Origin of the sequence: Paratractidigestivibacter sp. (assembly GCF_963660155.1) — a bacterium.
Lineage (GTDB): Bacteria > Actinomycetota > Coriobacteriia > Coriobacteriales > Atopobiaceae > Paratractidigestivibacter.
Genome location: NZ_CAVKWG010000017.1, coordinates 169,652 through 191,963 on the forward strand (window position 1 = coordinate 169,652; position 22,312 = coordinate 191,963).

The window sequence follows — 22,312 nt, forward strand, 5'->3', positions numbered from 1 at the left end:
GTATCTTAGTTGAACAAATACAACAGTGCTTTTAGCGGACGTCCAGGCCGCCTACGAGTACGCACTTACGCTTACGGCAGAAGGACTTAGCGGAAGTAAGGCCCTCGCCGGTGGGGCCAGCGATGGTAAAGGTGGCAATACCCATGCCACCGGCGCCTAGGCCAGCATAGGAAGGACCGTTCTTGACGAAGATGGTCGTCTGGATGAGCTTGGCCATCTTTGAGAGTTTGTCGACGTTCTTGGAGTGCATCATAGCGGAGTGGCGGTTACCGTGCTCGACGCGTACGGCCATGTCAATGGCCTCGTCGACGTTGGCCACGCGCACGACGGGCAGGATCGGCATCATGAGCTCAATCTGGACGAACGGGTGGTCCTCGGTGGTCTCAATGAGAATGCAGCGGACGTCGTCATCAATCTGAACGCCGATCTTCTCGAAGATGTACTTGGCGGATTTGCCGACGAACTCGGTGACGGGCTTGCCGTTCTTGGTAACGAGGTTGACCAGGTTCTCGATGGTCTGCTGGTTCTTGACCAGGTAGGCACCGTTCTTCTTCATGTTGTGAATCAGCATGTCGGCAACAGAGTCAACGACGATGACCTCCTTCTCGGCGATGCAGGGAAGGTTATTGTCGAATGTGTGGCCGTTGATGATGTCGCGGGCGGCCTGCTCGAGGTCGGCGGTCTCGTCGACGACGGCGGGCGGGTTGCCGGGGCCAGCGCCGATGGCCTTCTTGCCGCTGGACAGAACGGCGTTGACGATGCCGGGGCCACCGGTGGCCACGAGCATGCGCACCTTCGGGTGGCTCATCATGGCGTTGGTAGCCTCGATGGAGGGCTCGCGCACCATGGAGACGAGGTTAGCGGGGGCTCCGAGGTTGACGAGGGTTCGGTTGATCAGCTGCACCATCTCGACGGAGAGCTTCTTGGCACGAGGGTGCGGGGAGAAGACCACGGTGTCGCCTGCAGCGAGCATGCCAATGGAGTTGCAGATGATGGTCTCTGAGGGGTTGGTGGTCGGGGTGATGGCACCGATGACACCAAACGGCGAGTACTCGATGAGGGTCAGGCCGTCATCGCCGGAGAGAGCCTCGGTGGTGAGGTCCTCGACGCCCGGGGACTTGAGGGCGGCAAGACGGTTCTTGGTGATCTTGTCCTCAATCTTGCCCATGCCGGACTGACGCACGGCCTCGACGGAGAGGTGCTCGAGCATCTCGGGATCGGTGAAGATCTCGCGGATGGCGGTGACGTATTTGTCGCGGTCAGCCATGGAATGGCTGAGGTACTCGTGCCAAGCCCTGTCGGAGGCCTCGATGGCAGCGTCCATGGTCTCGAAGACGCCCCAGTCACCGCAGTCGGCGGCAGCGGGTGCGGGAGCGACATCGGCGGCGTTAATCTGGCTCAGTACCCGCCCCACGATCTGCTCGATGGTCTTGGAATCAACGTGCATCCAAATTCCCCTTTCTTACATCCCCTACGCCATGGCGTAGCGTGCAATCTCCATATCCTGCTCGGCGGTGCCACCGGAAACACCGATACCACCGACGACCTTGCCATCGACAACGAACGGGAAGCCGCCACCAAACAAGACGAACTTGCCGGGTTTGCTGTTCTCAAGCCCATAGAACGGCTGACCAGGCTGGCAAAGCTTGCCGACCTCGTCAGTGGGCATCTTCATGGACATGGCAGTGAAGGCCTTACCCTGGGCCACGTCCATGCTGATGAGAAGCGAGCCCTCCATGCGCTGAAAGAGCACCAGGTTGCCTCCGTCGTCGACGGCAGCAAAAACGCAAGGCACGCCAAGCTCGCGGGCCTTCTCCTGCGCCCTCAGGGCCATGCCCTGGAGAGTCTCGAGGTTGAACTGCTTGTTGGAATCACTCATGCCAAGGGTCTCCTTAACGGCCGCGATAACTCGTTCGCAAAGCTCTTCGCGAGCAGGCATCTCCTCCTCATAGCGAGCAAGCGCAAAGACGAGGTCGGAGAGCCTGTTGAGGTACTTCTGTACGACGGGTCGGACCTCCTCGGTGGAGGAAAGCTCCACCACCCTGCGCTCGGCCTTGCGCACGATGGTGCGTGCGACATGAAGAGCGCCGCTGGAGGCGTTGACGCCGGGAACGACAAACTCGTGTTGCTTGCCGACGAGGGAGGTGATCTTGTCGACGACGCCCTCGAGGTAGGCGATGTCTTTCTCGGTGACGGGTACGAAGGAGAGCTCATCCTCAGAGCCGGTGGGCTTGAGACCCATGAGCTTCTTAAGGCCCTTCTCGTCTGCAGCAAGCTCGGCGCCCACGGCAAACAGGCGGGTCTCGACCTTGTGGATCATCTCACCGACAAACTCGGAGCTGGTCTGGGTGCGGGCAAAGCCAAGGGCGCTGATGGCCTCGTCAACCGTGCCGTAGCACTCTACCTTGAGATCGGACTTGGCAACGCGCGATCCGCCAACCAGGGCGGTCGTCCCCTTGTCGCCAGTCTTTGTATAGAGATTGGCCATCTCTACCCCACCTCGACGGAGTCCACGATTCCGATGATTGCGGCGTCAATCGGGGTCGAGTCGGGCTTCTCGGGTTGGAAGAGGTGACGTGCGGAGGAGCCGTCTACGACAAAGACGATCTCGCCGTTGCCGGCGCCTACGGCGTCGACGGCGATCTCGGCCTGCCCGTTGCGCTGCAGGTGCTCGTCGAGGGGCTCAACGATAAGAAGTTTGAAGCCGATAAGCTGCTCGCATTTGCTCGTGGAGACGATGTTTCCGATGACTCTACCAAGATGCATGTCAGTCGGCCTGCCTTCCCAATGAAATAAGAGTGATGTTGTTGGTGCGAGCAAGGTCGCGTGCAAGCGGCGAGACGAGCGTACCCTCGGGAACGCTCACCACGGTGCCCGCCGCAAGAGTTCGAACGAATGTGGCGCTAAGAACGTTTCCACCCTCATAGACGACCGAGCCAGAAGGCGCGGTCGCCGCCGACGCCGCCTTGGCGCAGGCCGAAGCGGAAGAAGGCGCCGCGGAGGCTTCGGCCAGGCCAAGGGCGGCCCTAAGGGCCTGCTCCTGAACGGAGAGCACTTTGTCCGCAAGCTTTGAGGCCGGGGTGAAGGCAGCGCCATAGTCGCGCACGGCGTCACGGTTGTCGCGCATGCGCTGGGCCATGGCCTCGGTGAACTTGAAGCCTTCCTCGGCGCGAAGCGGGTTGTCCGGGCAGCAGCCATCGACGGCACAGATCACGGACTTTCCAAGCATCAGGCTCTCGGTTATGCAGGCCTGGGCAGGGGTGTCGGTGAGGATGTTGGCCACGTGCGAGCAAGAGCTTGCAGAGAGCGTTGGGACGACGATCGTGTCAGCCTCACGGGCAAGCTGCTCGGCGTGGACTGGGGGCTGTCCCACCCAGATATTCTGAGGTAGAAGCGCCTGGTCGATGGACTCGATGTCAAGGATGGAGGCAGCCTTCTCACTCATCAGCACATTGAATGCATAGCCCTTGTCCCTAAGGGTCGAAAGAGAAGCAACAGCATCGGCGCAACCAAGCTTGGCGCCAGTGAAGACAACAAGCACATTGAGCTGACGAGCGCGAATAGCCTCGATATAGCTACGAATGACGGTGCGCACCGCGTTCTCAATTGTCTCGTTGAGATTCTCGTGCATGTGCTCTATTACCTCCCTCGATGCCGATCAGAAGAACGGGCGATAAAACAAGTGTTTAGTTACCACAGCCAAAGGCAATGCCGAGAGGCGTCACGAGAAGCGGGGCATGGGGCTTGACAACCGGAATGTCGATGAACTTCTCAAAGGTAGCCTCGAAGTCGTCAAAGCTGCAGGCTCCGCCAACAACGTAGATGATGTCGACAGGTTTCTGGTCAACGTACTTCTTGACGATTGCGGCCATCTTCTCGACCGTGGGCTTGACCACAGCAAAGACCTCGCGCTGCTGTGCAGGGTCGCGTTTCATGATTTCGGCCTCGTCGGAATCGATGCCTAGGGCCCCGGAAAGAACCAGGGTCATATGGCCGCCACCAGTGGGCTCATCGGCAGTAAAGGTGACTTTACCGTCATGAAGCACACTGATGCCGGTCGTACCACCACCGACATCGACGACGGCTCCGTTGTCGATGCCAAGAACGAGTGCCGCAGCAGACGGTTCGTCCAGAATGCCGGCCAGTTTGAAGCCGGCACCCTCCACAACGTTGCCGAGGGCCTTAGTGCTGCCCTCGGCAACGCCTGGGGGAATAGCACAGGCGCCGGTTTCAAGCTCGACACCCAGTGCTTGCTCAAGCTGAGCCTTGAGGCGGGTAACAACGCGAACTGCGCCGACGTAGTCAATAACAACGCCGTCACGCACAACCTTGGACGGACAGGACGCGCCAGCGATCGGTGTGTTGTTCTCGTCCACGACGGCAAGAACGATGTTTGCGGTGCCAAGGTCGACGCCACAGCGGAGCCGGCCAGAGTACTCGCGGGTCTCCCCCGTCTCTACCAGATGCTCGAACTCCTTGAGGATTTTGTTGGCCTGAGCCAGCTCGTCACCCATCTTGCCTATGCCTCACAATTCGAATCAAGAACCTCGACGTAGTCGCCAGTGGCGATGCCAAGGCCGTTAGCCTCGTCCACGTCAATGTGCATCTCAAGTGCGTACTTGGGGCTGACGCGAATCACGACGTTGTCAAGAACTCCGCCACGGTCTCCGCCCACCTTCACCTTAACAATCTGTCCGTTCTTGACGCCAAAGCGCTTGGCATCGTCCGTGTGCATGTGAATGTGACGAAGCGCGACGATGACGCCCTCCTCGAGGACGACTGAACCCTTGGGTCCGATGACCTCGATGCCGGGAGTGCCCTCAAGCTGGCCGGATTCACGGACGGGGGGCTTGACGCCAACGGCAAAGCCGTCGGTAACGCAAATCTCGACCTGAGTCTGGGCACGAAGGGGACCGAGGACGCGAACGCGCTTGAGCTCGCCACGGGAACCCCTCAGAGTGACAGTCTCCTCAGCTGCAAACTGGCCAGGCTGGCCCAGCTTCTTTTTGGGGCGCAGCTCACTGTCCTTGCCAAACAGCACGTCCATCGCGGTACGGTCTAAGTGGATGTGGCGGTTTGAAACGCCAACCTTGACCTTGCGCGAAGGCTGCTCGTACTTGGCAAGCTCGTCCATGACAAGCTTGGTCACGTACGCAGCCAGCGTGCTGTTATCGGATGTAGTCAGGTCCATCGGAAATACCCCTTAGTGCTTAGACGGTCTTGGGGACGATCTTCTCAATGTCCGTGTGGGGACGCGGGATGACGTGTTCGGAGACGACCTGGCCGACCTGGGATGCGCCGGCAGCGCCGGCGTCGACGGCGGCCTTGACAGCACCCACGTCGCCGCGGACCATGACGGTCACGAGGCCGGAGCCGATCTTCTCGTATCCGGCAAGCTGCACGTTGGCAGACTTGGTCATGGCATCGGCGGCCTCGTCGGCGCCATCGAGGCCCTTGGTCTCAATCATGCCGAGAGCTTCGTTCATGTCTTACCTCGTTTCTCAGAGATAGGAAGGACGTTACTTCTTGCTAGGACCACCCTCGGAGCCGTCGCCCTTGGGCCCCGGCTTCTCAGGACCCGAGGCATGCTTGGGGGCCGGCTTTATCTCTGCCTTAGGCGCAGACTCGGCCTTGGGCTCAGGCTTTGGGGCAGGCTTGGGCTCCGCCTTGGGCTCCGCCTTGGGCTCCGCCTTGGGCGCAGGCTCGGGCTTGGGCTTGGCGACAGGCTTCGCCTCAGCCATGGGCGCGGGGGGGACGTAGGAAGCGGAGAGCGGAGAGTTGCCCTTGACGTCAGCACGAGCGCCAGGCATGGATCCGAGGGTGCGCTTGTTGAAGACAAGACCGGCGAGGTTCTCGGCGGGGCGGGGGATGACATGTGCACTGGCGACCTGACCAACCTTGCTGGCGGCAGCCTTCGCGGAGTCGACCGCGGCCTTAACTGCACCCACGTCGCCCGAGATCTTGATGGTCGTCATGCCGTCGCCCATGGCCAGCTCATAGCCGATTAAGGTAACGTTGGCAGACTTCACGGCGGCATCAGCCGCCTCGATTCCGGCGCAAAGGCCGTAGGTCTCAATAAGTCCCAGACTCTGTTTCATCTCAAATCACCTCCACGAATAATTTCATCTTTGAGAAGAGATCACATCTTGAAAGGCATGCGCTTGACAAGTCTTGCGGCATTTGCTCCTAGGTCCCGAACCTTCTCGTTACCAGCAGAAACAGGAACAACAAACAGCGGTTTATCAGCTTTTAGCTTAGCGAAGCCCAAAACGACATTCTTGTCGTCGACCCCTACTCCAACGTCCAATCTGGACTCCTCAGAGGCCTCCCAGGCAAGCGCCATAGCATCTATTTGTGCTTCCTCAGCTAGGTGGAAGGGAATCCCCTCCTCCTCCATGCCAAGAAGAATCGTGCGGAGCACGTCTGCGGAATGATTGGGAGAGCACTTGACGCAGATGTCAGGCTTAACGGGGTTGAGGACAGGCATGTCTTAAACACCTCCGCCTGCGGTCATGGAAAGGACCAGACCGGTAGCGACGGCATTGCGCGGGCCCTCGGTGCCCCTGATGTTGCCTCGACCAGCGACGATCTTGTAGTGGGAAAGAGCGTCGGTGATCATGGTGGGAACCTCGAAGTCAAGAGAAGAGCCGCCGACCATGACGACAAAGCCGATGTCGCGGACCTCACCGGTGGGACTAACTCGCTTGAGGGCGCGTAGAGCATCGGTGACGAACACCTTGCGCTTTGCATCCTGGCGGATGATGCGGACCCGCTCCATCGTGAGGTTGGTGTCGATGGGCACAAGATCTCCGTCCTTAAGGACGACGACCTTAGCGAAGACGGAGGGGTCAAGCGGCTCGGTGAAGAACTCGACCGTGCCGTTCTCGTGGCGAATGTGGAAGAGGCTTTCCACCTTTGCCAGAGGATACTTCTTGACATCCTCGGCAACATCGAAGCTGTCAAGGCCCATCTCGGACTGGATGAGCATGGTGACCATGTTACCGGCGCCAGCAAGGTGAATGAAGTGAATCTCACCCTGATTGTTGACGATGGAGGCGTCGGTGGAGCCGGCTCCCATATCCAGAATTGCGATGGGCTTGGTGGTGCCGGGCGTCGTGAGGGCGCCACGGATTGCCATGTCTGCCTCTACGCCGCCAACGCGCACGGGAATCTCGACCTGGCGGGCGAAGTCGTCGGCGATGGACTGCATGGCGAGCCTGTCGGCCTGGACCATGGCGGCAACGCCTACTGCGTTCTCCTGGGAGAACTCGTTTGCAAGGCCACCCTTGACCTCCTGCGGCGTGAACGTGTCCACGGCGAGAAGATCTTGGATCTTGATGTCTTTGGGGTGCTTGTTGGTGAGCTTGGACATGACGAGGCGAACGTTCTCGAGCATACCGCCGGCGTTGGTGCCGGGCTCGCCTCGAACGTCGACGATCTCGCCACACTTGCCCTCTGAGGCCATGATCTTTTCGGCGCCGGCGTCGACATCGATACGCTCGATGTGGCCGTTAGAGCTCTCGAACTCGATCTTGCCAGCCGGAATCCTACGCTCCTTGACATCTCCCTCGGGAGTCTTGATGACTACCGCGGAACGGTTGCCGATAAGGGCACGGGAGATGGGCACGACCTGCTTCACCTCTTCAGAGTCAAGGCCGAAGACCGTGGCGATGCCGAAGGGGTTGGACAGCGTCTGAACAACGTCGCCAACACCTGCGACTTCAACGGCACAACGCATGCCCAGAGGGACCTTCTCAATGAGCCTGACCTCGTCCACGATGGGAATCTTGTGGTTGAGACGGTTGTTGATGAGGACGCCGTCGTCCTTCTTGACGATGGCAGCGGTGACGCTCTTGCCTGCAGCATCGGCCTCATTGATGAGGCGAGCCGCCTTCTCGAAGTCAACGCTCGGGGCAATGACCGCGATGTAGTCCTTTCCTGCAGGAGCGGCAATGAGCTCCTCGATGTCTATCGTCTCGCCCACGCCGACACCCTGGCCGCCAGGTGTGGCGGGGTTGTGGCCGATCATGGTCGACTCAGTGATGATGGTCTCTGTGACCGTCTCCATGGCGACGTCACCAATGACGGGGGCCGCTTCGTTCAGCAGGATCTCCTGGACGTCAGAGACTTCCAGACCGGCCTTCTGGGTGGCAATCGTAAGGGAGTGGAAGATGCCATTGATGTTTTGAAGGGTGCCCTTGATGCCCGTGGTGGGCACAGTGGCACTAGACAAAAACTGGGCCTCGCCCGCATCAGAGATGCGGGCGAGGGCAGTCTCTGTCGTGGCATTTCCGATGTCAATACCAGCAATAAGTTTCATCGGTCTTCCCTTGACAGAAAGAATTGAATTACTTCTTGAGACGGTCGCGCTTCTCGTAGATGTCGGCGGCGTCACGAACAAGCTTGCCGCAGACCTTGGCGTCGTACTTGGTCTCGAGCTCGGTGGCGATGTCGAGAAGCTCCTGCTTGGTGGAGCGGTACGGACGCAGAGCGTTGTACATCTCGAGGAGGCGCTCATCGGGGATGGGGATGAGCTCGCCGGCGCGACGCATGTTGCCCGCGAACGGGTCACGACGCACGGACTCGGCGACCTGGGCCTGAAGCTCAAGGGTCTCGCGGGTGATGCCGAAGTCCTTGAAGTTGAGCTTACCGCTGATGACATCCTCGTACTTGATGTCGGTCAGAGGAATAGCGGTCGGGGTCTTGATCTGCTCGGGGATGTGCTCGCCAAGCGGGTACTGAGCAGAGGTGACCTTGGTGCCAGAGGTCTGGCAAGAGGTGGTGGTGGAGGAGGTGGTGTTGCCCATGGCCTGAAGCACCTGAGCGACGACCTCCTTCATGAGGGTATCCTGATCCATTATTTTCCTCCTCCCCTACGCGAAATTGACGTCGACGGACTGCGGCTTGCGATTGCGGTCGGTGTGCTCGGTCTCCTTGATGTGGAGAAGAGCGGACACGGCCTGGAAGGCAGGACGGGCCATCTGGTCGTTCTTCATCGGAACGGGCGTGGGGCTCTCTCCCTTGGCGTACATAGCGGCGTTCTTGCCGATCTGACGGTAGGTCTCAAGATCGATAAGCGGGCACTGCGGAAAAAGCTCAAGGTTGTTCAGGGGCGGCAGGTCCTTCTGGTGAATGACCGTGGTGCCCTTGGATTGGATGCCGATGCCGATGCCGGAGCCGGACCACTCGGCGGCGTCGTGGGCGACGAAGGAGACGTCGGAGGTGCGATAGACGCGCACAACGCGCCACTTGCAGCCCTCCTCCTCGATGCCGGCGAGAACCTCACGAAGGATCTGGGTGTGAGGTACGTGCACGATGTTCTCGTGCTGATACTTGCCGAAAGCGGCGGCGATGCCGACGACGACCTCGTTGGCATCGGTACCCTTGGGAGCCTCACCAGTCTCGGTGAGGGTCATCCCCTCCTGGGTGCCGGTGGTGGCGGTGGCGGTACCGGGAACCTGGGCGAAACCGCCCTCCTTGCTCTTGGTCACCTCGCCAGCAGGAGCAGCTTGTTCACCGGCGACGACGTCGGCGACGACCTTTTCGACGATGGCGCGCAGCGTTGCCTCATCAATGTTCACTGTGAGTACCCCCTCTCTTAGATGGTCTTGGGATCGACGGCCCAAGGAATGGCCTTGATCTCGTTCCAGCGCTCCTCAGACATCTGATAGCCGGTCTGCGGGCCCTGATAGGTGTTGGGCTTGTTGACGGCGGACTCGACCTTCCAATCCTTGGTGACAAGGGAGGAAGTGTGGAGATAGTCACCGGAGATGCGCTGCTTCATCATGCCGAAAATGGCCTCGGCGACGGGCTGGTAGCCAGCCTTGTCAAGAGCGCGGATGAGGTCGACGGCGTTGGTGCCGCGGTTCATCATATCCTCGACGGCCTTGAGGTCCTCGTTGATGTTGCGCTGCGGCATGTCGTTTGAGCCATCGGCGTAGGTTGCGGCCTCGACCTCCTCGTCGGTGATCGGCGGGAGACCAAGCTCACGGAACAGGCCCTGGAGGGCTCGGGCAGCGTAGTTACGAGCTTTGACGACCTCCTCCTCCTTGGCCGGGCGCAAGCCAGCGTCGACCTTCATGTCGCGCTGAATGACGCACCAGTCGTCGAAGTCGTGAGCATCCCAGTTGGAGCCGGCGAACATGTTGTCGTAGTTCGGCTCGTTGGCGTAACCGGAGCAGATGAAGTCGGTGCCCGGGAGGAACTGGGGCATGGAGCGGACCGAACGACGCAGATCAGAGTGGGTGAAGGTCTGGTCGTTGGAGGTGGTGGACTCGAGGTCGAGCATCATGGACAGCAGGTTCTCGGCCGCAACGGTGCGAAGGCCGCCGGGGACGGCAGCAGGGACGCCGATGCAGGAGACGGAGCCGTTCTGGGTGCCTTGAACGCCCGCGCCCTTGGTGATGGCGAGGCAGCGAGCCTCGAGATAGAGCATAGACTTGCCTTCGGCGAAGCCCATCTGGACCTCAGAACCGGTGCCGGATGTAAAGCGCATCTTCATGCCGCGGGAAGCGTAGCAGGAGGCGAGGAAGGCTTTGGAGTAAGGCGTGTCGTCGCCGTCCATGAAGACGTTCTCAGTGCCGTAGACGGAGATGGTCTCGGCGTAAGCGGTGAAGCCACGCATGCCCATCTGAAGCTCGGTGGCCTCCTCGAGGGAGCACTGAGTCAGGATGCCCGGGCGAGCGGACTGGGTGCCAACGAGAATGGCGATGGCGTTGAACGGGGCGTAGCGGGTAACCGCGACGGTGGTCTCCTGCTCGTCAAAGCCGCGAAGGGCGCCCTCAGCCGCGTCGGCGGCAAGAAGGACGGGGTTGTCGCGGACGTTGGTGGTGTGGCACTGGTTGGAAGGATACGCACGGCAGCGCATCTTCTGGATGGCCATCATGATCTCAACGATGTTGAGCTGGTTGGTGATCTCGGTCAGCTTGGCCGGGGTGCAGGACAGGGTGTAGTCCAGGACCTGGTCGCGAGAGACGTTGATATCAACCATCATGCGGGCGATGTCGAGAGACGGGGTAGCCATGGCCTTTTCGGCGTTGTCCAGACGGATGGCGGTGTCGGCGATAAAGACGTCGATCATGTCGAACTGATCGCGGGTCTTGCCGTCCATCTCGACGACGATACCGTTCTGGACCTTGATGGAGGGAACGGGGTCGTTGGGGCTCTCGGTGGCAACGAAGCCGACCTCAGGCCACTCGGTAACGAAGCCGTCCTTGTGGATCGGGCGCTCGTTGAGGACCTCAAAGCGCTTGGACTTAGGCATTGTCTACGACTCCTTCCTAGATGATGTACGGAGTCGTGGTGGACTTGAGCTCCTCGGAGGGCTCCATGGATCCGAGGACCTGCATACCAACCTCGCGCGCGGCGATGATGGCCTGCTTGACAGCGCCAGAGTCGCCGGTGAAGGTGGTGATGACCTCGTTGGAGAAGCTGGTGCCATTGGCGGGGCTGGAGACGTCGATGACGTCGACGGTGGCAGCCTTGACGGCGGTATCGCCGAGCAGGACGCCGATGGCGGCGGGGCCGCCGACGGTCAGGCCGAAGGCCTTGCCCACGGGAGCGCCCCAGGCCTTGTTGCAGGCGTAGGAAGCGCGGGCGGTATACTGGAACTCAAGGTGACCGGCGGAGTTGCCGTAGACGTCGCCGAAGTGGGTCTCGGTTTCGGCGAGGGTGACCTCGACAGCACGACGGGCGTCGGAGACGTCCTCGGCGCCGAAGACGATTAGACAGCCGTGACCAGCGCCGCCCTCGGTGTCACGAGGGGTCTCGATCTTGAGGATCTCGGTGTTGGTAGCCTTGACGGCTTCGTCGGCGGCGAAGATCTGGGGGCCGGCGCCGGTACGGTCGCCGACGATGCCGATGGAGCGATACTTCTCGTCCAGGCCGAACTTCTCGCGCATCTGACGGTCCACGTTGGCGATGACCAGGCCGATGGTGTGGCCGATGGCGGTACCGACGTACTCGGTGAGGTTGCAGCCGGTGTTGGGGGTGACGTGGGTCGCGGCAACGGTGGAGCTGCTAGCGGTGTTGACGCCAAGGGTCTTGGCGACCTCTGCCATTACCTTGTTGACCAGTTCATCATTCATGATGAATCCCTTCTTTACTACTTAAACGAACGCGGACAGCGTTTTCGTCAGTCGAGGCCGTGGGGGATGATCTTCTCCACGTCGGTGTGAGGACGCGGGATGACGTGAACTGAGACGACCTGGCCGACCTTCTCTGCGGAAGCGGCGCCGGCGTCAACAGACGCCTTGACGGCGCCCACGTCGCCACGGACCATGACGGTCACGAGGCCGGAGCCAATCTTCTCGTAGCCGACCAGCGAGACGTTGGCGGACTTGACCATAGCGTCAGCCGCCTCGATGGCACCGACGAGACCCTTGGTCTCAACCATGCCCAAAGCTTCGCTCTGCATGTGCTTACCTCCTTGTTGTATGGCACACACCAAAACGGTTCCCAGGCGCCACCTTGGCGCATGGGTCTTTCACGAAAAAGTATGAGATTGTGCAATCGGGGTTTTTTGATTTGCAGGTGCTAGATTTCGTCCCCGTGAACCATTTCTTGTCACCGACACATTCCTGGGCGCCGAACCGCGCTCGTAAAAGCTATTCGACCGTCCGCAAAAGTTCTGCTTGACCTCACAGGTTCGAGTGACTTATTAAAAAAGATTAATTCTAGCATCTAAAAGGGCAAATCGACTGCAAACAAAACCCAACCGCCTTGCTATTTTGACAAAACAAGGCGGGTGGGTAAAAAATGACGGCGGTTTTCTACCCCTCGTTGCTGACGGCCGCAACGGCCGCGCCGCTTTGCTCCCTGTACTCCGTTGGCGTAAGGCCCATGCGCTTCTTGAAGGTCTTGCTGAAGTAGTTGGCTCCGTTGTATGCAAGCTCGTTGGCGATCTGGATGATTGACATGTCGCTTTCAAGCAGCATGAGGCAGGCGTACTCCATCTTGCTGTCCGTGACGTAGCTGACGAAGTTGTGGCCGGTCTCGCGTTTGAAGTACTTGGAGAAGTAGCTAGGCGACATGCTGGCGAACTTGGCCATGTCCTGAAGCGTGAGCTCCTGGCGGACGTTTCTGTCGATGTGCGTGACGATGCGCTGAATGGCGCTGACGTCTTGCACGCCCTCGCGGTCCCTGAGGTCAAACAGGCGACTCACGAGCTTCTCGTAGAGCATGTAGGCGTCAAAGCGGGTGCTGGAGCGCTCGAGCTTGACGCGAAGCTGACCCAGGAAGTTCTCAGCATTGCTACGGCCCGAGGAGCCATAGCCGCCGGAGAAGGAAACCGCAGACTCAGCAAAGGTAACCAGCGCCCGCCCGATCTCAGTGGAGCTCTCGAGCGAGTCATACAGCGAGTCCACGTACTCGCGCGTGACCTGCACGCATTCTTTGAACTTGTACTGCTGCAGATACTCTCCGAGCCTTTTTAAGTAGCTCTTCCGACGCCAGTCGAGCTTTAGCGACTGGGCCTCGTCAGAGGAGCTCAGAAGGACATGCACGGCAGACACGAGCCAGTTGGGCCTGAAGGGCTTGAGCAGGTAGTCCGTCACTCCCAGGCGCCACACGTTGCTGGAGACCTCAGCGTTGGAGGCCGTGGAGACCACAAGGATCGGCGAGCCGCCCATGTTGGCATGTGCGCGCGAGAGAAACGAGGTGTAGGCGTAGGAGAAGCGAGGAACGTTTGCGATGAGAAGGTCGCAGGCTCCGGGCTTTACGAGGTCCAGGGCGTCCTTGAAGTTCGAGACCGCGACGACCTCGTGGTCGGCGAAGTTCTCGCGCAGAAGTGCGCAGGCGGACTCGCGCTCGCGCTCGGTCTGTTCAAGCAAGATGATCTGGCTCATGTTATCCCCTAGCCGAACGCGTCCGGCTTGTGTCGTTCAAGGGCAAGACGAAGCGCGCGAGGCAGCCTGCCTTGCCGTCGGAGCGAGGCTCGACCAGGATGCCGGGGTTGCCCTCCTCCATGGCGCCAAGGTGGCGGCTGGCGTCGCGGATCGTAAATGACGAACCGTCACCATGCTCCGTGGCGGCCTCTCTCATCTGACCGAGGGAAAGGCAGGTCTGAGAGACGATGACGTCAAGGTGGCCTGGGGACTCCTCAACGCAGATGTTGAGCTCGCAGCCTCCCTCGGGGGCTTCTCCCCAGGGGTCCTGAAGCGATGCGAGAATAATCGGACGAAGCGTCATGAACGGGCAGGCGGTGCTGTAGAGTCGCTCGGGCACCTTGACCGTAGACTTGATGGCATCGGGGTAGCGCGCGGAAAGTACCCGTAGTAAGGCGTAGGCATGCGAGACCTCCTCGCCAAGCGAGACGATGCGACAGTCGGTCTCCATGATGTAGCGGGAGACGTCGACGAAGTCGAGGACGAGGTTGTCGGTCTGGTCGGCCTTCTCGGAGCTTGCCAGCGAGTGGAGCTCGTTCATGACTGGGAAGAAGCAGCGGAAGACCTCCTCGAGGCGACGGGCCTGCTGCCTTGCCTTGTGCTGCTCGCGCTGCTGCTCATCAAGGGCGGCCTGCATGACCACAAGCTCGGAATCGCGGTCCTTGATGGCCTGCGTAAGGCGTTCGGGGTCGCCGACGGAACCTCCGACGATGTTGCCCATGAGCTGGCGCACCGTCTCGGCAGCAGCTTTGAGCCTGTCGTAGCTGATCGGGGCGATGCTGTCGCGGGCCGTGAGCATCTCAGGCGAGGAGACGATGGAGGTGCCCTTAGGCACGACGTCTTCGAGAGCGGGCGCACCCTCCTTGAGCTTGACCTGGCCGCCGAGAACGGCTCCCAGGTAGTTGCCGTCGACGACAAGAGGAACCGCAAAGTCGACGAGCCCCGCATGGCAGCGGTAGATGCACGGCTCGCCACTTGTGGCGGCGCGAATGCCTCCGAAGGCATCGCAACGCTCGCACATGAGGGCGAGGTCCTTGTTCTCTCGAGAGAGGGTGCAGTGGCGTGTGAAACCACTCATCTTGGTTATGGGCACGCCCCTGTAGTCGGCGATGATGAGGGCAACTCCCAAGGCCCTAGAGGCGACGTCTTGAATTTCCTGGAGCCTGTCGATATCAATGTAATCGGCGATGCCCTTGGTGCCACCAGTTGCCTGCTTGTCATCCCCCATGCCTTAGCTTATTCCCCTATGCGCAACGCCCCGTAAAGCCACGAGGCGCATCCAATATGTATGTCATAGCCGGCGACAAAGGGTAAAGTTTTGCTCTGCTGCCTGTTAAGTCACCTTCTGGACATAATTTTACCCTTGGGTTGGGTCCTAAGGCCGAGAAGTTGCCGCGTATCGGTCGAACGGTAGCTTGGCTTGATTTCCAAGGGCCATTTGAATCGTGATGCCACTCTCTGACGCAAAATCGAGCAGCTTTGCGTTTGCGCTGTTAAGAGTTGCAAAATCGCTTACGCAGCAGACCAGGGTGTCGCATTGGGCAAGAAGCTCGCGCGCTTGGGCAAGCGATGCCTCTGAAATTGGCTCAAAGGCACGCTCGACGACGCAGCATGCGGCAAGATCGGCCGCAAGGACGGCGTCGACGTCACCTTGGTGCAAAACGCCGGTAAAGAATGGAACGCCCTCGCGAGCCAATCGGCGAAAGATCGTTGCACCCGTGCCGCCACCGGCGATGACAAAGGTATGGGGCTGTCCCTCGGGACGGCCGAGCTCGACGTTTCCGAACGTGGCGTTGAAAGAGCCGTCCTCAAGACCATAAAGTGACGAAACGTTGCTTGTGGTAAGGACCTCTTCGGGGGCACCGTGCAAAAAGACGTCGCCGTCCTTGATGCACATGACGGAGTCGGCCGCCTTGAGGGCAAGCTCCACCTCGTGAAGAGATGCCACTATGGCCACTCCCCTGCTCTTGGCAAGCCTGCGCAAGATCTTGAGAAGGTCGAGCTGGTACTTCATGTCAAGGTATGCCGTGGGCTCATCGAGCACCAGGAGCTTGGGCTCCTGTGCGATGGCGCGGGCGAGAAGGACGCGTTGGCGTTGGCCGTCACTGATGTGCATGAAGTCGTTCTCGGCAAGCTCGCTGACATGAGCGATGGCCATGGCCTCGTCAACTTGGGCATGGTCGTCCTCGGACAAGATCCCCAAGCGCCCCGTAAAGGGCAGACGGCCGGTCTCCACGATATCTCTGCAGGTCAGAAGCTCGGTCGCAGGCCTTGCGGTAAGCATAACGGCGAGGTAGCGGGCAAGCTCTGGTCTTGACCATTGCCTGAGGGCGCGCCCGCTGATTTGGATGGTGCCACCAAGGGGTGCGAGTTCACCGCAGATTGTCTTGAGCAAGGTCGACTTGCCGGAGCCGTTTGAGCCCACGAGCGCGAGGAGCTCCCCGGCGTGCACGTCAAGGCTGATATCGCCCGCGACCACACGCTCGCCGTAGCCGATGGTTAGGTCCTTGATCGAAAGCGGGATGACCTTGGAGTCGGCCAGCACCTTGTTCTGGGTATTGATCTTCTCCATCTACCTTGCCCGTTTTCTCAGCATGAGTGCGATGACCACGGGGGCGCCAAAGAATGCGGTGACCGAGCTCAACGTGAGCTCGGTTGGGGCAAACGCCATGCGTGCGATGAGGTCGCACCCCACGCAGAAGACGGCGCCGCCCACAAAGCACGCCGGAATCACGCGCAACGGCTTCGACGACTTTATCGCCGAGCGTATGAGGTGCGGCACGGCGATTCCCACAAAGGATATTGGGCCAGCAAAGGCGGCGACGCTTGCCGAAAGCAAGCTGGCGAGAAACACAAGCACCACACGAAAACGCTGGACGTTGACGCCTACGCTCTGGGCGTAGGCCTCGCCGAGCTGGAAGGCGGAAAGCGGCTTTGAGATGGCGAAGGTAGCAATGGCCGCGGACAGCACGACCGCAGCGGTGATGTCCACGTCGTCCCAGTTGGAGCCAGAGAAGCTACCCTGGGACCAGTTGTGCAGGTTGACGATGGACTGGTCATCGGCAAAGGCGATTATGAAGTTCGTGGCCGCAGAGCAGATGTATCCCACCATGACGCCGGCCACGATGAGCATGGACATCGAGCCTACCCGGCGCGCGATGACGAGCACGAAGCCGATGGTCAGAAGCGAGCCGGCAAAGGCGGCCACGACCATCATGGAAGACGACATCGTCTGGCTGGCACCGAGAAGCACGACCATCACCAGGGCAAGCACGAACTTGGCGCCCGACGAGACGCCCAAGATGAAGGGGTCTGCGATGGGGTTGTTGAAGAAGGTCTGCAGCAGATAGCCGGAAAGCGCGAGCGCGCCGCCGAGAAGGGCGGCCTCAAGGAGCCTGGGCAGGCGGATCGACCAGATAATCTCGGCGCTGGTCGAGCTTGTGCCTCCCGTGCCCGAAAGGGCCCCCAAGATGTCTCCCGCAGGGATGCTGACGCTGCCGAGGCAAAGGCTCGCGACGCACAGCGCGAGGAGGGCCACAAGCAGGGCGGCCGTCACGACGACCGCACGCGAGGCACGGCCCGTCTCGCCGTATGTCATGGAGAGGCGGCTGCGCATGGGCACTTCTCCCCCTTTGCTAGTTGAGCTTGGTAAGCTGCGTGAAGCCCTGCCCGTCGCTGCCTTCGATGGCCTGGGAGAGCTCGGAGATGACCTCGGCGCTGGAGGTCATCTGCTGGTAGATGTTGGTTCCCGTGGACCAGACGTTTCCGGACTGCACGGCCTTGAACTGTGACAGCAGGTTGTTCTTTGCAACAAGGTCGTCAATTGAGTGCACGGAGTCGTCGATTGAGGAGCTGTAGATGATGACGTCAGCGTCACGCGCCAGCAAGAAGAACTGCTCCATCTCGAGGGCGACAGAAGACGTGGAGCCCGAGCCCTCCTGGGTGTCGTCGAGCGCGTAGGTGCCGCCGGCGAGGCGCACCATCTGGGCCACGTAGTCTCCCGATCGGCGAGTGACCGCAGCGCCGTTGGAGTTGATGTAGAAGTACGCCACCTTGATCGAGGAGTCCTTTGAGGCGTTCTTCTGGGCCACCGCCTCGATGGAGGCACGCTGAGCCTCGAAGACCTGCTCGGCCTTGTCCTCGGAGCCGAACAGCACACCGTAGAGTTTGACCCACTCCAGTCGTCCGAGGACCGTGCCCTCGAGGCTCGACTGCTCGGTCAGGACGGTGAGCCCCAGGCTGATGAGCTTCTCCTTGACGTCGGGATTGTGGTTGATCATGTTGTTCTCGATGGCAAGGGTGATGCCCTCGGAGGCGATTCGCTCGTAGTCGGGGGCGCTGTACTTGCCGCCGTAGACCATGGCGCCGGACTGAAGGGCCTGGGCAAAGCCCGCCACGGAGCAGTCCTCGGCCTTGGTGGCGCTCATCTTGATGTTGTCTATGGCGCCGATGGCGTCGATAAGGCACATAGTGCTTGACGAGACAAGATAGGTCCTGTTTGCCGGGAGGCAGATGGCGGAGATGTCGGAGCTCAGGCCGTCGGGCACCTCTCCGCCCTCGGGAACCATGAGGAAGCGCTCGCCGTTGGACACACAGATGAGCTTGTAGCCGCCCTCGAAGGCGTCGATGGTGAAATGAGTAGCGTAGGCGAGCTCCACCGTGCCCGTGGGCTGCCACCCGCAGCCGATGTCCGTGTTGTGGAAGTCGCCGACTTGCGTAGAGGCCGCCTGGGACTTGGCGGCATCCGAGTCGGGGGAAGAGTTTCCGGCATCGGATGCCGCCACGAGCGTCGTGGAGTCGAAGCGAAGCACGTACTCGATGGTGTGGGCCTCGCTCATGGCTGTGGTCTCGGCCTGAATTGCCATGTCGCAGTCAAGCTTGATGGGAATCTCGAAGGTGGAGCCGGGGTCTGTCGTGGTGGGCACGTAGTCCTTGCCGTCAATCGTCATCTTGTCATAGCTTGAGCTCGACCAGACGAGCGTTGCGACATAGGAGTCGCCGTCCTTGACGACCGTGCACGGGGAGCTGACGCTTGCGCGCCCCGACCCGCCAGAGAGTTGAACATCAACGACGTAGTTCTCCTGCGCGGACGCGGCAGAGGTCACAGACGTGCCGCCACAGCCGGCGAGCACAATGGCCACGCAGGCAAGAAGCGTGCAGAGAAGGGTGGCCGTATGGCCCTTTGCGCGCGTCCGCAGGAAGCTCATGCTACTTCAGCGCTCCGGAAGGCAGGCTGGAGGACTCGAAGACGAGCACGCGGTCGTACCACTGCTCCTTCTTGATGCTCCAGGCGGCGCAGTCAGTGTCGGCGTCGAGGGCCTCCACGGGAAAGGTGTAGGTGTACTTGCCCTCGGCGTCCTCGACGAAGGGGATATAGTCGGCCTCGGTGGCGGCGGCGGCCTGCTCGCCGGTGCCCATGAAGAGCTTGCCGTAGCCGGTACCGGAAAGCGTGAGGACGCAGCTCATGGAGCCGTCGGCAACGGTGAGCTCGGCCTTGACGACCTTGAACATCTTGGAGCTGGAGGTGACGTCGATGTCGTAGGTGCCATCGTTGAGCTTGTCGGCCGAGATGGGACTAGAGGCCTTCTCGGTGTCGGCGGAGTCGGAGCCGGAGCTCTGCTCCTGCGTGGATGCGGAGCTGTCCTGGGCAGAGCCGGACTGCTGGGAGCCGGAGCAGCCGGCAAAGGTCGTCAACGCAAGCGCGCAGGTGACGGCCACGGCAAGGATGTTCTTCTTCACTGGAACCTCTCCAATCAAAAAAATGGAGCACGCGAGCGGTCGCCCACGTGCACCATCTAGAGTGTTACTAAAAACTAGGCAAGCTGAGAGATGCAGTCGGCGACGTGCTGGACGTAAATGTCGTCGATGGTGTCGTACTGACCAAGGCCAGCCAGGACGCACTTGACCTCGAAGCCGGCAGCGGTGAACTGGGAGGCCCAGGACTCGGGGTCCTCGAGATCAGCCATGTCGTTGTTGGCGTGGTCGCCGGCGACGACCATGAACGGGGCCAGGACGGCCTTGGTGTAGCCAGCGGCCTGGGCGGCGGCGATGACATCGGCGCAGGTGGGGCTGGCCTCGACGGTACCAACGAAGTAGTTGGTCATGCCCTTGGCGGTGAACTTTTCCTGCATGGTGGTGTAGTCCTGGTTGGAGTCGGCCTCGGTGCCGTGGCCCATGAGGCAGATGGCGGAGCCCTCGTAGTCGGCCATGGCGGCGCCGATGGCGTCGGCAACCTTGTCGTAGTCGCCGTCCGAGCTCAGCAGGGGCTCACCGAGGACGACCTTGTCGAACTTGTCGGCGTACTTCTCGAGCTCGTCCTTGACGTCGGCGTACTCGAGGCCGGCCATGAGGTGGGTCGGCTGGACGAGGACCTTCTTGACGCCGTCGGCGACGCAGCGGTCGAGGGCCTCGGTGACGTTGTCGATGGTGATGCCGTCACGGCTCTTGAGCTTGTCGATGATGATCTGGGCGGTGAAGGCGCGGCGGACGTCGTAGTCCTGGCCGTACTTCTCGCGGATAGCATCCTCGATGGCACCGATGGTGATGTGACGAGAGTCGTTGTAGCTGGTGCCGAAGCTGGTGACGAGAATGACCGGTTTGACCTCGGCGGCACCGGTCTCGGTGGTGGTGCTGGAGGAGCTGTTGGAGGCGGAGCAGCCGGCCAGAGCGGTGGCGGCGACGGCGGCGGCGCCGGCGATGAAGTTCCTGCGGCTAACCTTGTTGTCCATTATTGGTTTCCTTCCCTTGTTACGTAGGCACCCAGCCTCTGTGATGCCATTTTTCGCAATAGCACCTGCGCAATTAGGTCCAAAATGCGCAGGTACTATTTCGCCCTAAGTCCAAGGCGCTAATTAACAATATAGTGCTGAAATTGTTCTGTAATAGACATTATTTTGCCGTTGGGCTTCAGAATATGGACAATTTTATGCCCCCACGGGTATGCTGACACCCCGGCATGCCTCAAAGGCCTTCTCAAGTGAGACCCCGCGCTCGGACTTGTCCGGGCGCGAGATCAAAATGACGCCGCAAGCGGCCTCGCGGGCGGCCTCCAGCTTCTGGGGAAGGCCTCCGGCAGAGCCCGTGTCCTTGGTGAGAAGCCAAGACGCACCAACCTGCTTGAGCATGGCGACGTTGAGCTCCCTGGAAAACGGCCCCTGCATGCAAACGACGTTCTTGGCAGCAAAGCCAAGCTCGAGCGCATGCGACAAAGACTCCAGAGACGGCAGGACCCGCACCACAAGCCTTTCAGCAAAGCCGTCAAGGCTGGTGTAGGTGGCAAGGTCCTTGCTGCCCGTGGTCACGAGCACGCGTCCCTCAAGCCTGGCGAGAAGCTCGCAAGCGGCCTCGGCGGTGTCGACGACCTCGACGCGAGCGGCGTCTGCGCCCGAGCCCAGATTCGCATCTGGACCATTTGCACCCAAGTCGCTAGGCCTAAGAAGCCTCAGGTAGCGCACGCCCAGCTCGTCGGTGGCGGCCCTCAAGTTGGCGCTGACCTCCACGGCGTAGGGATGCGTGGCGTCCACGACAAGGCTGACGCCTGCGAGCTCGGCTGCCATGGCAGGGGCGTCGAGCCTTCCTCGCCTTATCTCGATGCCGCTCAGCCCCTCGACGAGGCGCTCCCCGTATTCGGTTGCCACATAGCAGGTGGCGGCGATGCCGGCCCTGGCCAGGCGACAGCAGAGCTCATGGCCCTCTTGCGTGCCCGCGAAGACCGCAATCTGTGCCGTCAAGCCCTTGCCCCCGAGCCCTCGGAGGTACGCGTGATGCCATAGAGCAGGGCGTTCATGATAGCCGCGGCCACGGTGGAGCCGCCCTTGCGCCCACGGGCGACAATAGCGGGGATGCTCGTCTCGAGCAGCGCTTCCTTGGCCTCGACGACGTTCACGAAGCCCACCGGAACACCCACAACCAAAAGCGGGTCAAAGCGCCCCTGTTCCACGAGCTCCTTGATACGGAAGAGCGCGGTGGGGGCGTTGCCGATGGCAAACATGATGGGGCCCTCGATGGAGCAGGCCTTGTCGATGCAGGCGACGGCTCGCGTGGTGCCGTTGGCGCGGGCTGCGGCGGCCACGTCCTCGTCTGCCATGTAGCACGCGCACGAGCAGCCAAGCTTGGCCAAGGCGGGGCGAGAGATGCCGGAGCGCGCCATGTTGGTATCGGTCACGATGGTGACCCCACCTGCGGCAAGCGCCTGCTTGGCCTGGTCGCAGATCTCGGGGCCGGGCGCGAAGGTAAGGGTGTCCGCAAACGAGAAGTCGGCGGTCGTGTGGATGACGCGCTTGACGACGGAAAGCGTCTTAGGGTCGATCCGGTCGATCTTCTCGCCAAGCTCGGCCGTGATGGTTGCCATGGACTTGGTCTCGATGTCGCCGGGCTTGCCCGCGACGGTGCTTCTGAGGTCTGCTGTGCTGTTGGTATCGCTCATGTTC

Annotated in this window: 23 protein-coding genes and 1 pseudogene; all 24 read right to left on the minus strand. The window is 61.0% G+C overall.

The features are described 5' to 3' along the window. Positions 1–31: 31 nt before the first annotated feature. Positions 32–1,447: an aldehyde dehydrogenase family protein gene (locus U5709_RS03090; RefSeq protein ID WP_321972739.1), complete on the minus strand. Its 1,416-nt coding sequence runs from the start codon at positions 1,445–1,447 to the stop codon at positions 32–34. Positions 1,448–1,471: 24 nt separating this feature from the next. Then, positions 1,472–2,488 carry a cob(I)yrinic acid a,c-diamide adenosyltransferase gene (locus U5709_RS03095; protein WP_321972740.1) on the minus strand — a complete coding sequence of 339 codons (1,017 nt, stop codon included), beginning with the start codon at positions 2,486–2,488 and terminating at the stop codon, positions 1,472–1,474. Positions 2,489–2,490: 2 nt separating this feature from the next. Further along, positions 2,491–2,766 (minus strand): EutN/CcmL family microcompartment protein, encoded by a 276-nt coding sequence (locus U5709_RS03100; protein WP_321972741.1) that lies wholly within the window; start codon positions 2,764–2,766, stop codon positions 2,491–2,493. A 1-nt stretch (position 2,767) separates the two neighbouring features. Continuing rightward, positions 2,768–3,631, minus strand: a complete 864-nt coding sequence (locus U5709_RS03105) for a flavoprotein (RefSeq protein ID WP_321972742.1) — start codon at positions 3,629–3,631, stop codon at positions 2,768–2,770. 55 nt (positions 3,632–3,686) lie between these two features. Next, entirely contained in the window at positions 3,687–4,514 is an 828-nt protein-coding gene (gene eutJ / locus U5709_RS03110; RefSeq protein WP_321972743.1) for an ethanolamine utilization protein EutJ, read from the minus strand. 5 nt (positions 4,515–4,519) lie between these two features. Beyond that, positions 4,520–5,191 carry a phosphate propanoyltransferase gene (gene pduL, locus U5709_RS03115; RefSeq protein ID WP_321972744.1) on the minus strand — a complete coding sequence of 224 codons (672 nt, stop codon included), beginning with the start codon at positions 5,189–5,191 and terminating at the stop codon, positions 4,520–4,522. A gap of 19 nt (positions 5,192–5,210) precedes the next feature. Continuing rightward, complete coding sequence (locus U5709_RS03120; protein ID WP_321972745.1) at positions 5,211–5,486, minus strand: BMC domain-containing protein; 276 nt, start codon at positions 5,484–5,486, stop codon at positions 5,211–5,213. 360 nt (positions 5,487–5,846) lie between these two features. Further along, positions 5,847–6,098: pseudogene (locus tag U5709_RS10655) on the minus strand (BMC domain-containing protein); the annotation flags it as partial. Positions 6,099–6,139: 41 nt separating this feature from the next. Then, the gene (locus U5709_RS03130) at positions 6,140–6,487 is read right to left on the minus strand and encodes a glycerol dehydratase reactivase beta/small subunit family protein (protein WP_321972747.1); all 348 of its coding nucleotides are present in this window, start codon (positions 6,485–6,487) and stop codon (positions 6,140–6,142) included. Between the two features lie 3 nt (positions 6,488–6,490). Next, the gene (locus tag U5709_RS03135) at positions 6,491–8,320 is read right to left on the minus strand and encodes a diol dehydratase reactivase subunit alpha (RefSeq protein ID WP_321972748.1); all 1,830 of its coding nucleotides are present in this window, start codon (positions 8,318–8,320) and stop codon (positions 6,491–6,493) included. Between the two features lie 28 nt (positions 8,321–8,348). Beyond that, positions 8,349–8,858: a diol dehydratase small subunit gene (locus U5709_RS03140; protein WP_321972749.1), complete on the minus strand. Its 510-nt coding sequence runs from the start codon at positions 8,856–8,858 to the stop codon at positions 8,349–8,351. A 15-nt stretch (positions 8,859–8,873) separates the two neighbouring features. Then, entirely contained in the window at positions 8,874–9,581 is a 708-nt protein-coding gene (locus U5709_RS03145; protein ID WP_321972750.1) for a propanediol/glycerol family dehydratase medium subunit, read from the minus strand. 17 nt (positions 9,582–9,598) lie between these two features. Beyond that, on the minus strand, positions 9,599–11,263 hold the full coding sequence (locus U5709_RS03150; protein WP_321972751.1) for a propanediol/glycerol family dehydratase large subunit: 1,665 nt from the start codon (positions 11,261–11,263) through the stop codon (positions 9,599–9,601). Positions 11,264–11,279: 16 nt separating this feature from the next. Beyond that, positions 11,280–12,086 (minus strand): propanediol utilization microcompartment protein PduB, encoded by an 807-nt coding sequence (gene pduB, locus U5709_RS03155; protein ID WP_321972752.1) that lies wholly within the window; start codon positions 12,084–12,086, stop codon positions 11,280–11,282. 47 nt (positions 12,087–12,133) lie between these two features. After that, complete coding sequence (pduA, locus tag U5709_RS03160) at positions 12,134–12,415, minus strand: propanediol utilization microcompartment protein PduA (protein WP_321972753.1); 282 nt, start codon at positions 12,413–12,415, stop codon at positions 12,134–12,136. A 355-nt stretch (positions 12,416–12,770) separates the two neighbouring features. Further along, positions 12,771–13,844: a DNA-binding response regulator gene (locus U5709_RS03165; RefSeq protein ID WP_321972754.1), complete on the minus strand. Its 1,074-nt coding sequence runs from the start codon at positions 13,842–13,844 to the stop codon at positions 12,771–12,773. A gap of 1 nt (position 13,845) precedes the next feature. After that, complete coding sequence (locus U5709_RS03170) at positions 13,846–15,111, minus strand: PocR ligand-binding domain-containing protein (protein WP_321972755.1); 1,266 nt, start codon at positions 15,109–15,111, stop codon at positions 13,846–13,848. Between the two features lie 147 nt (positions 15,112–15,258). Beyond that, a complete protein-coding gene (locus U5709_RS03175) occupies positions 15,259–16,455 on the minus strand; it encodes an ATP-binding cassette domain-containing protein (protein WP_321972756.1) in 1,197 nt (398 codons plus the stop codon). Continuing rightward, positions 16,456–17,499: an iron ABC transporter permease gene (locus tag U5709_RS03180; RefSeq protein ID WP_321972817.1), complete on the minus strand. Its 1,044-nt coding sequence runs from the start codon at positions 17,497–17,499 to the stop codon at positions 16,456–16,458. It lies immediately after the preceding gene. 19 nt (positions 17,500–17,518) lie between these two features. Then, complete coding sequence (locus U5709_RS03185) at positions 17,519–19,090, minus strand: ABC transporter substrate-binding protein (protein WP_321972757.1); 1,572 nt, start codon at positions 19,088–19,090, stop codon at positions 17,519–17,521. 1 nt (position 19,091) lies between these two features. Further along, entirely contained in the window at positions 19,092–19,622 is a 531-nt protein-coding gene (locus U5709_RS03190) for a hypothetical protein (RefSeq protein ID WP_321972758.1), read from the minus strand. Between the two features lie 74 nt (positions 19,623–19,696). After that, positions 19,697–20,611, minus strand: coding sequence for a sirohydrochlorin cobaltochelatase (locus U5709_RS03195; protein WP_321972759.1), 915 nt, complete (start codon positions 20,609–20,611; stop codon positions 19,697–19,699). Between the two features lie 195 nt (positions 20,612–20,806). Beyond that, on the minus strand, positions 20,807–21,613 hold the full coding sequence (cobK, locus tag U5709_RS03200; RefSeq protein ID WP_321972760.1) for a precorrin-6A reductase: 807 nt from the start codon (positions 21,611–21,613) through the stop codon (positions 20,807–20,809). Further along, positions 21,610–22,308, minus strand: a complete 699-nt coding sequence (locus U5709_RS03205; RefSeq protein WP_321972761.1) for a precorrin-8X methylmutase — start codon at positions 22,306–22,308, stop codon at positions 21,610–21,612. Before U5709_RS03205 ends, cobK begins: the two co-directional genes overlap by 4 nt. Positions 22,309–22,312: the final 4 nt, after the last annotated feature.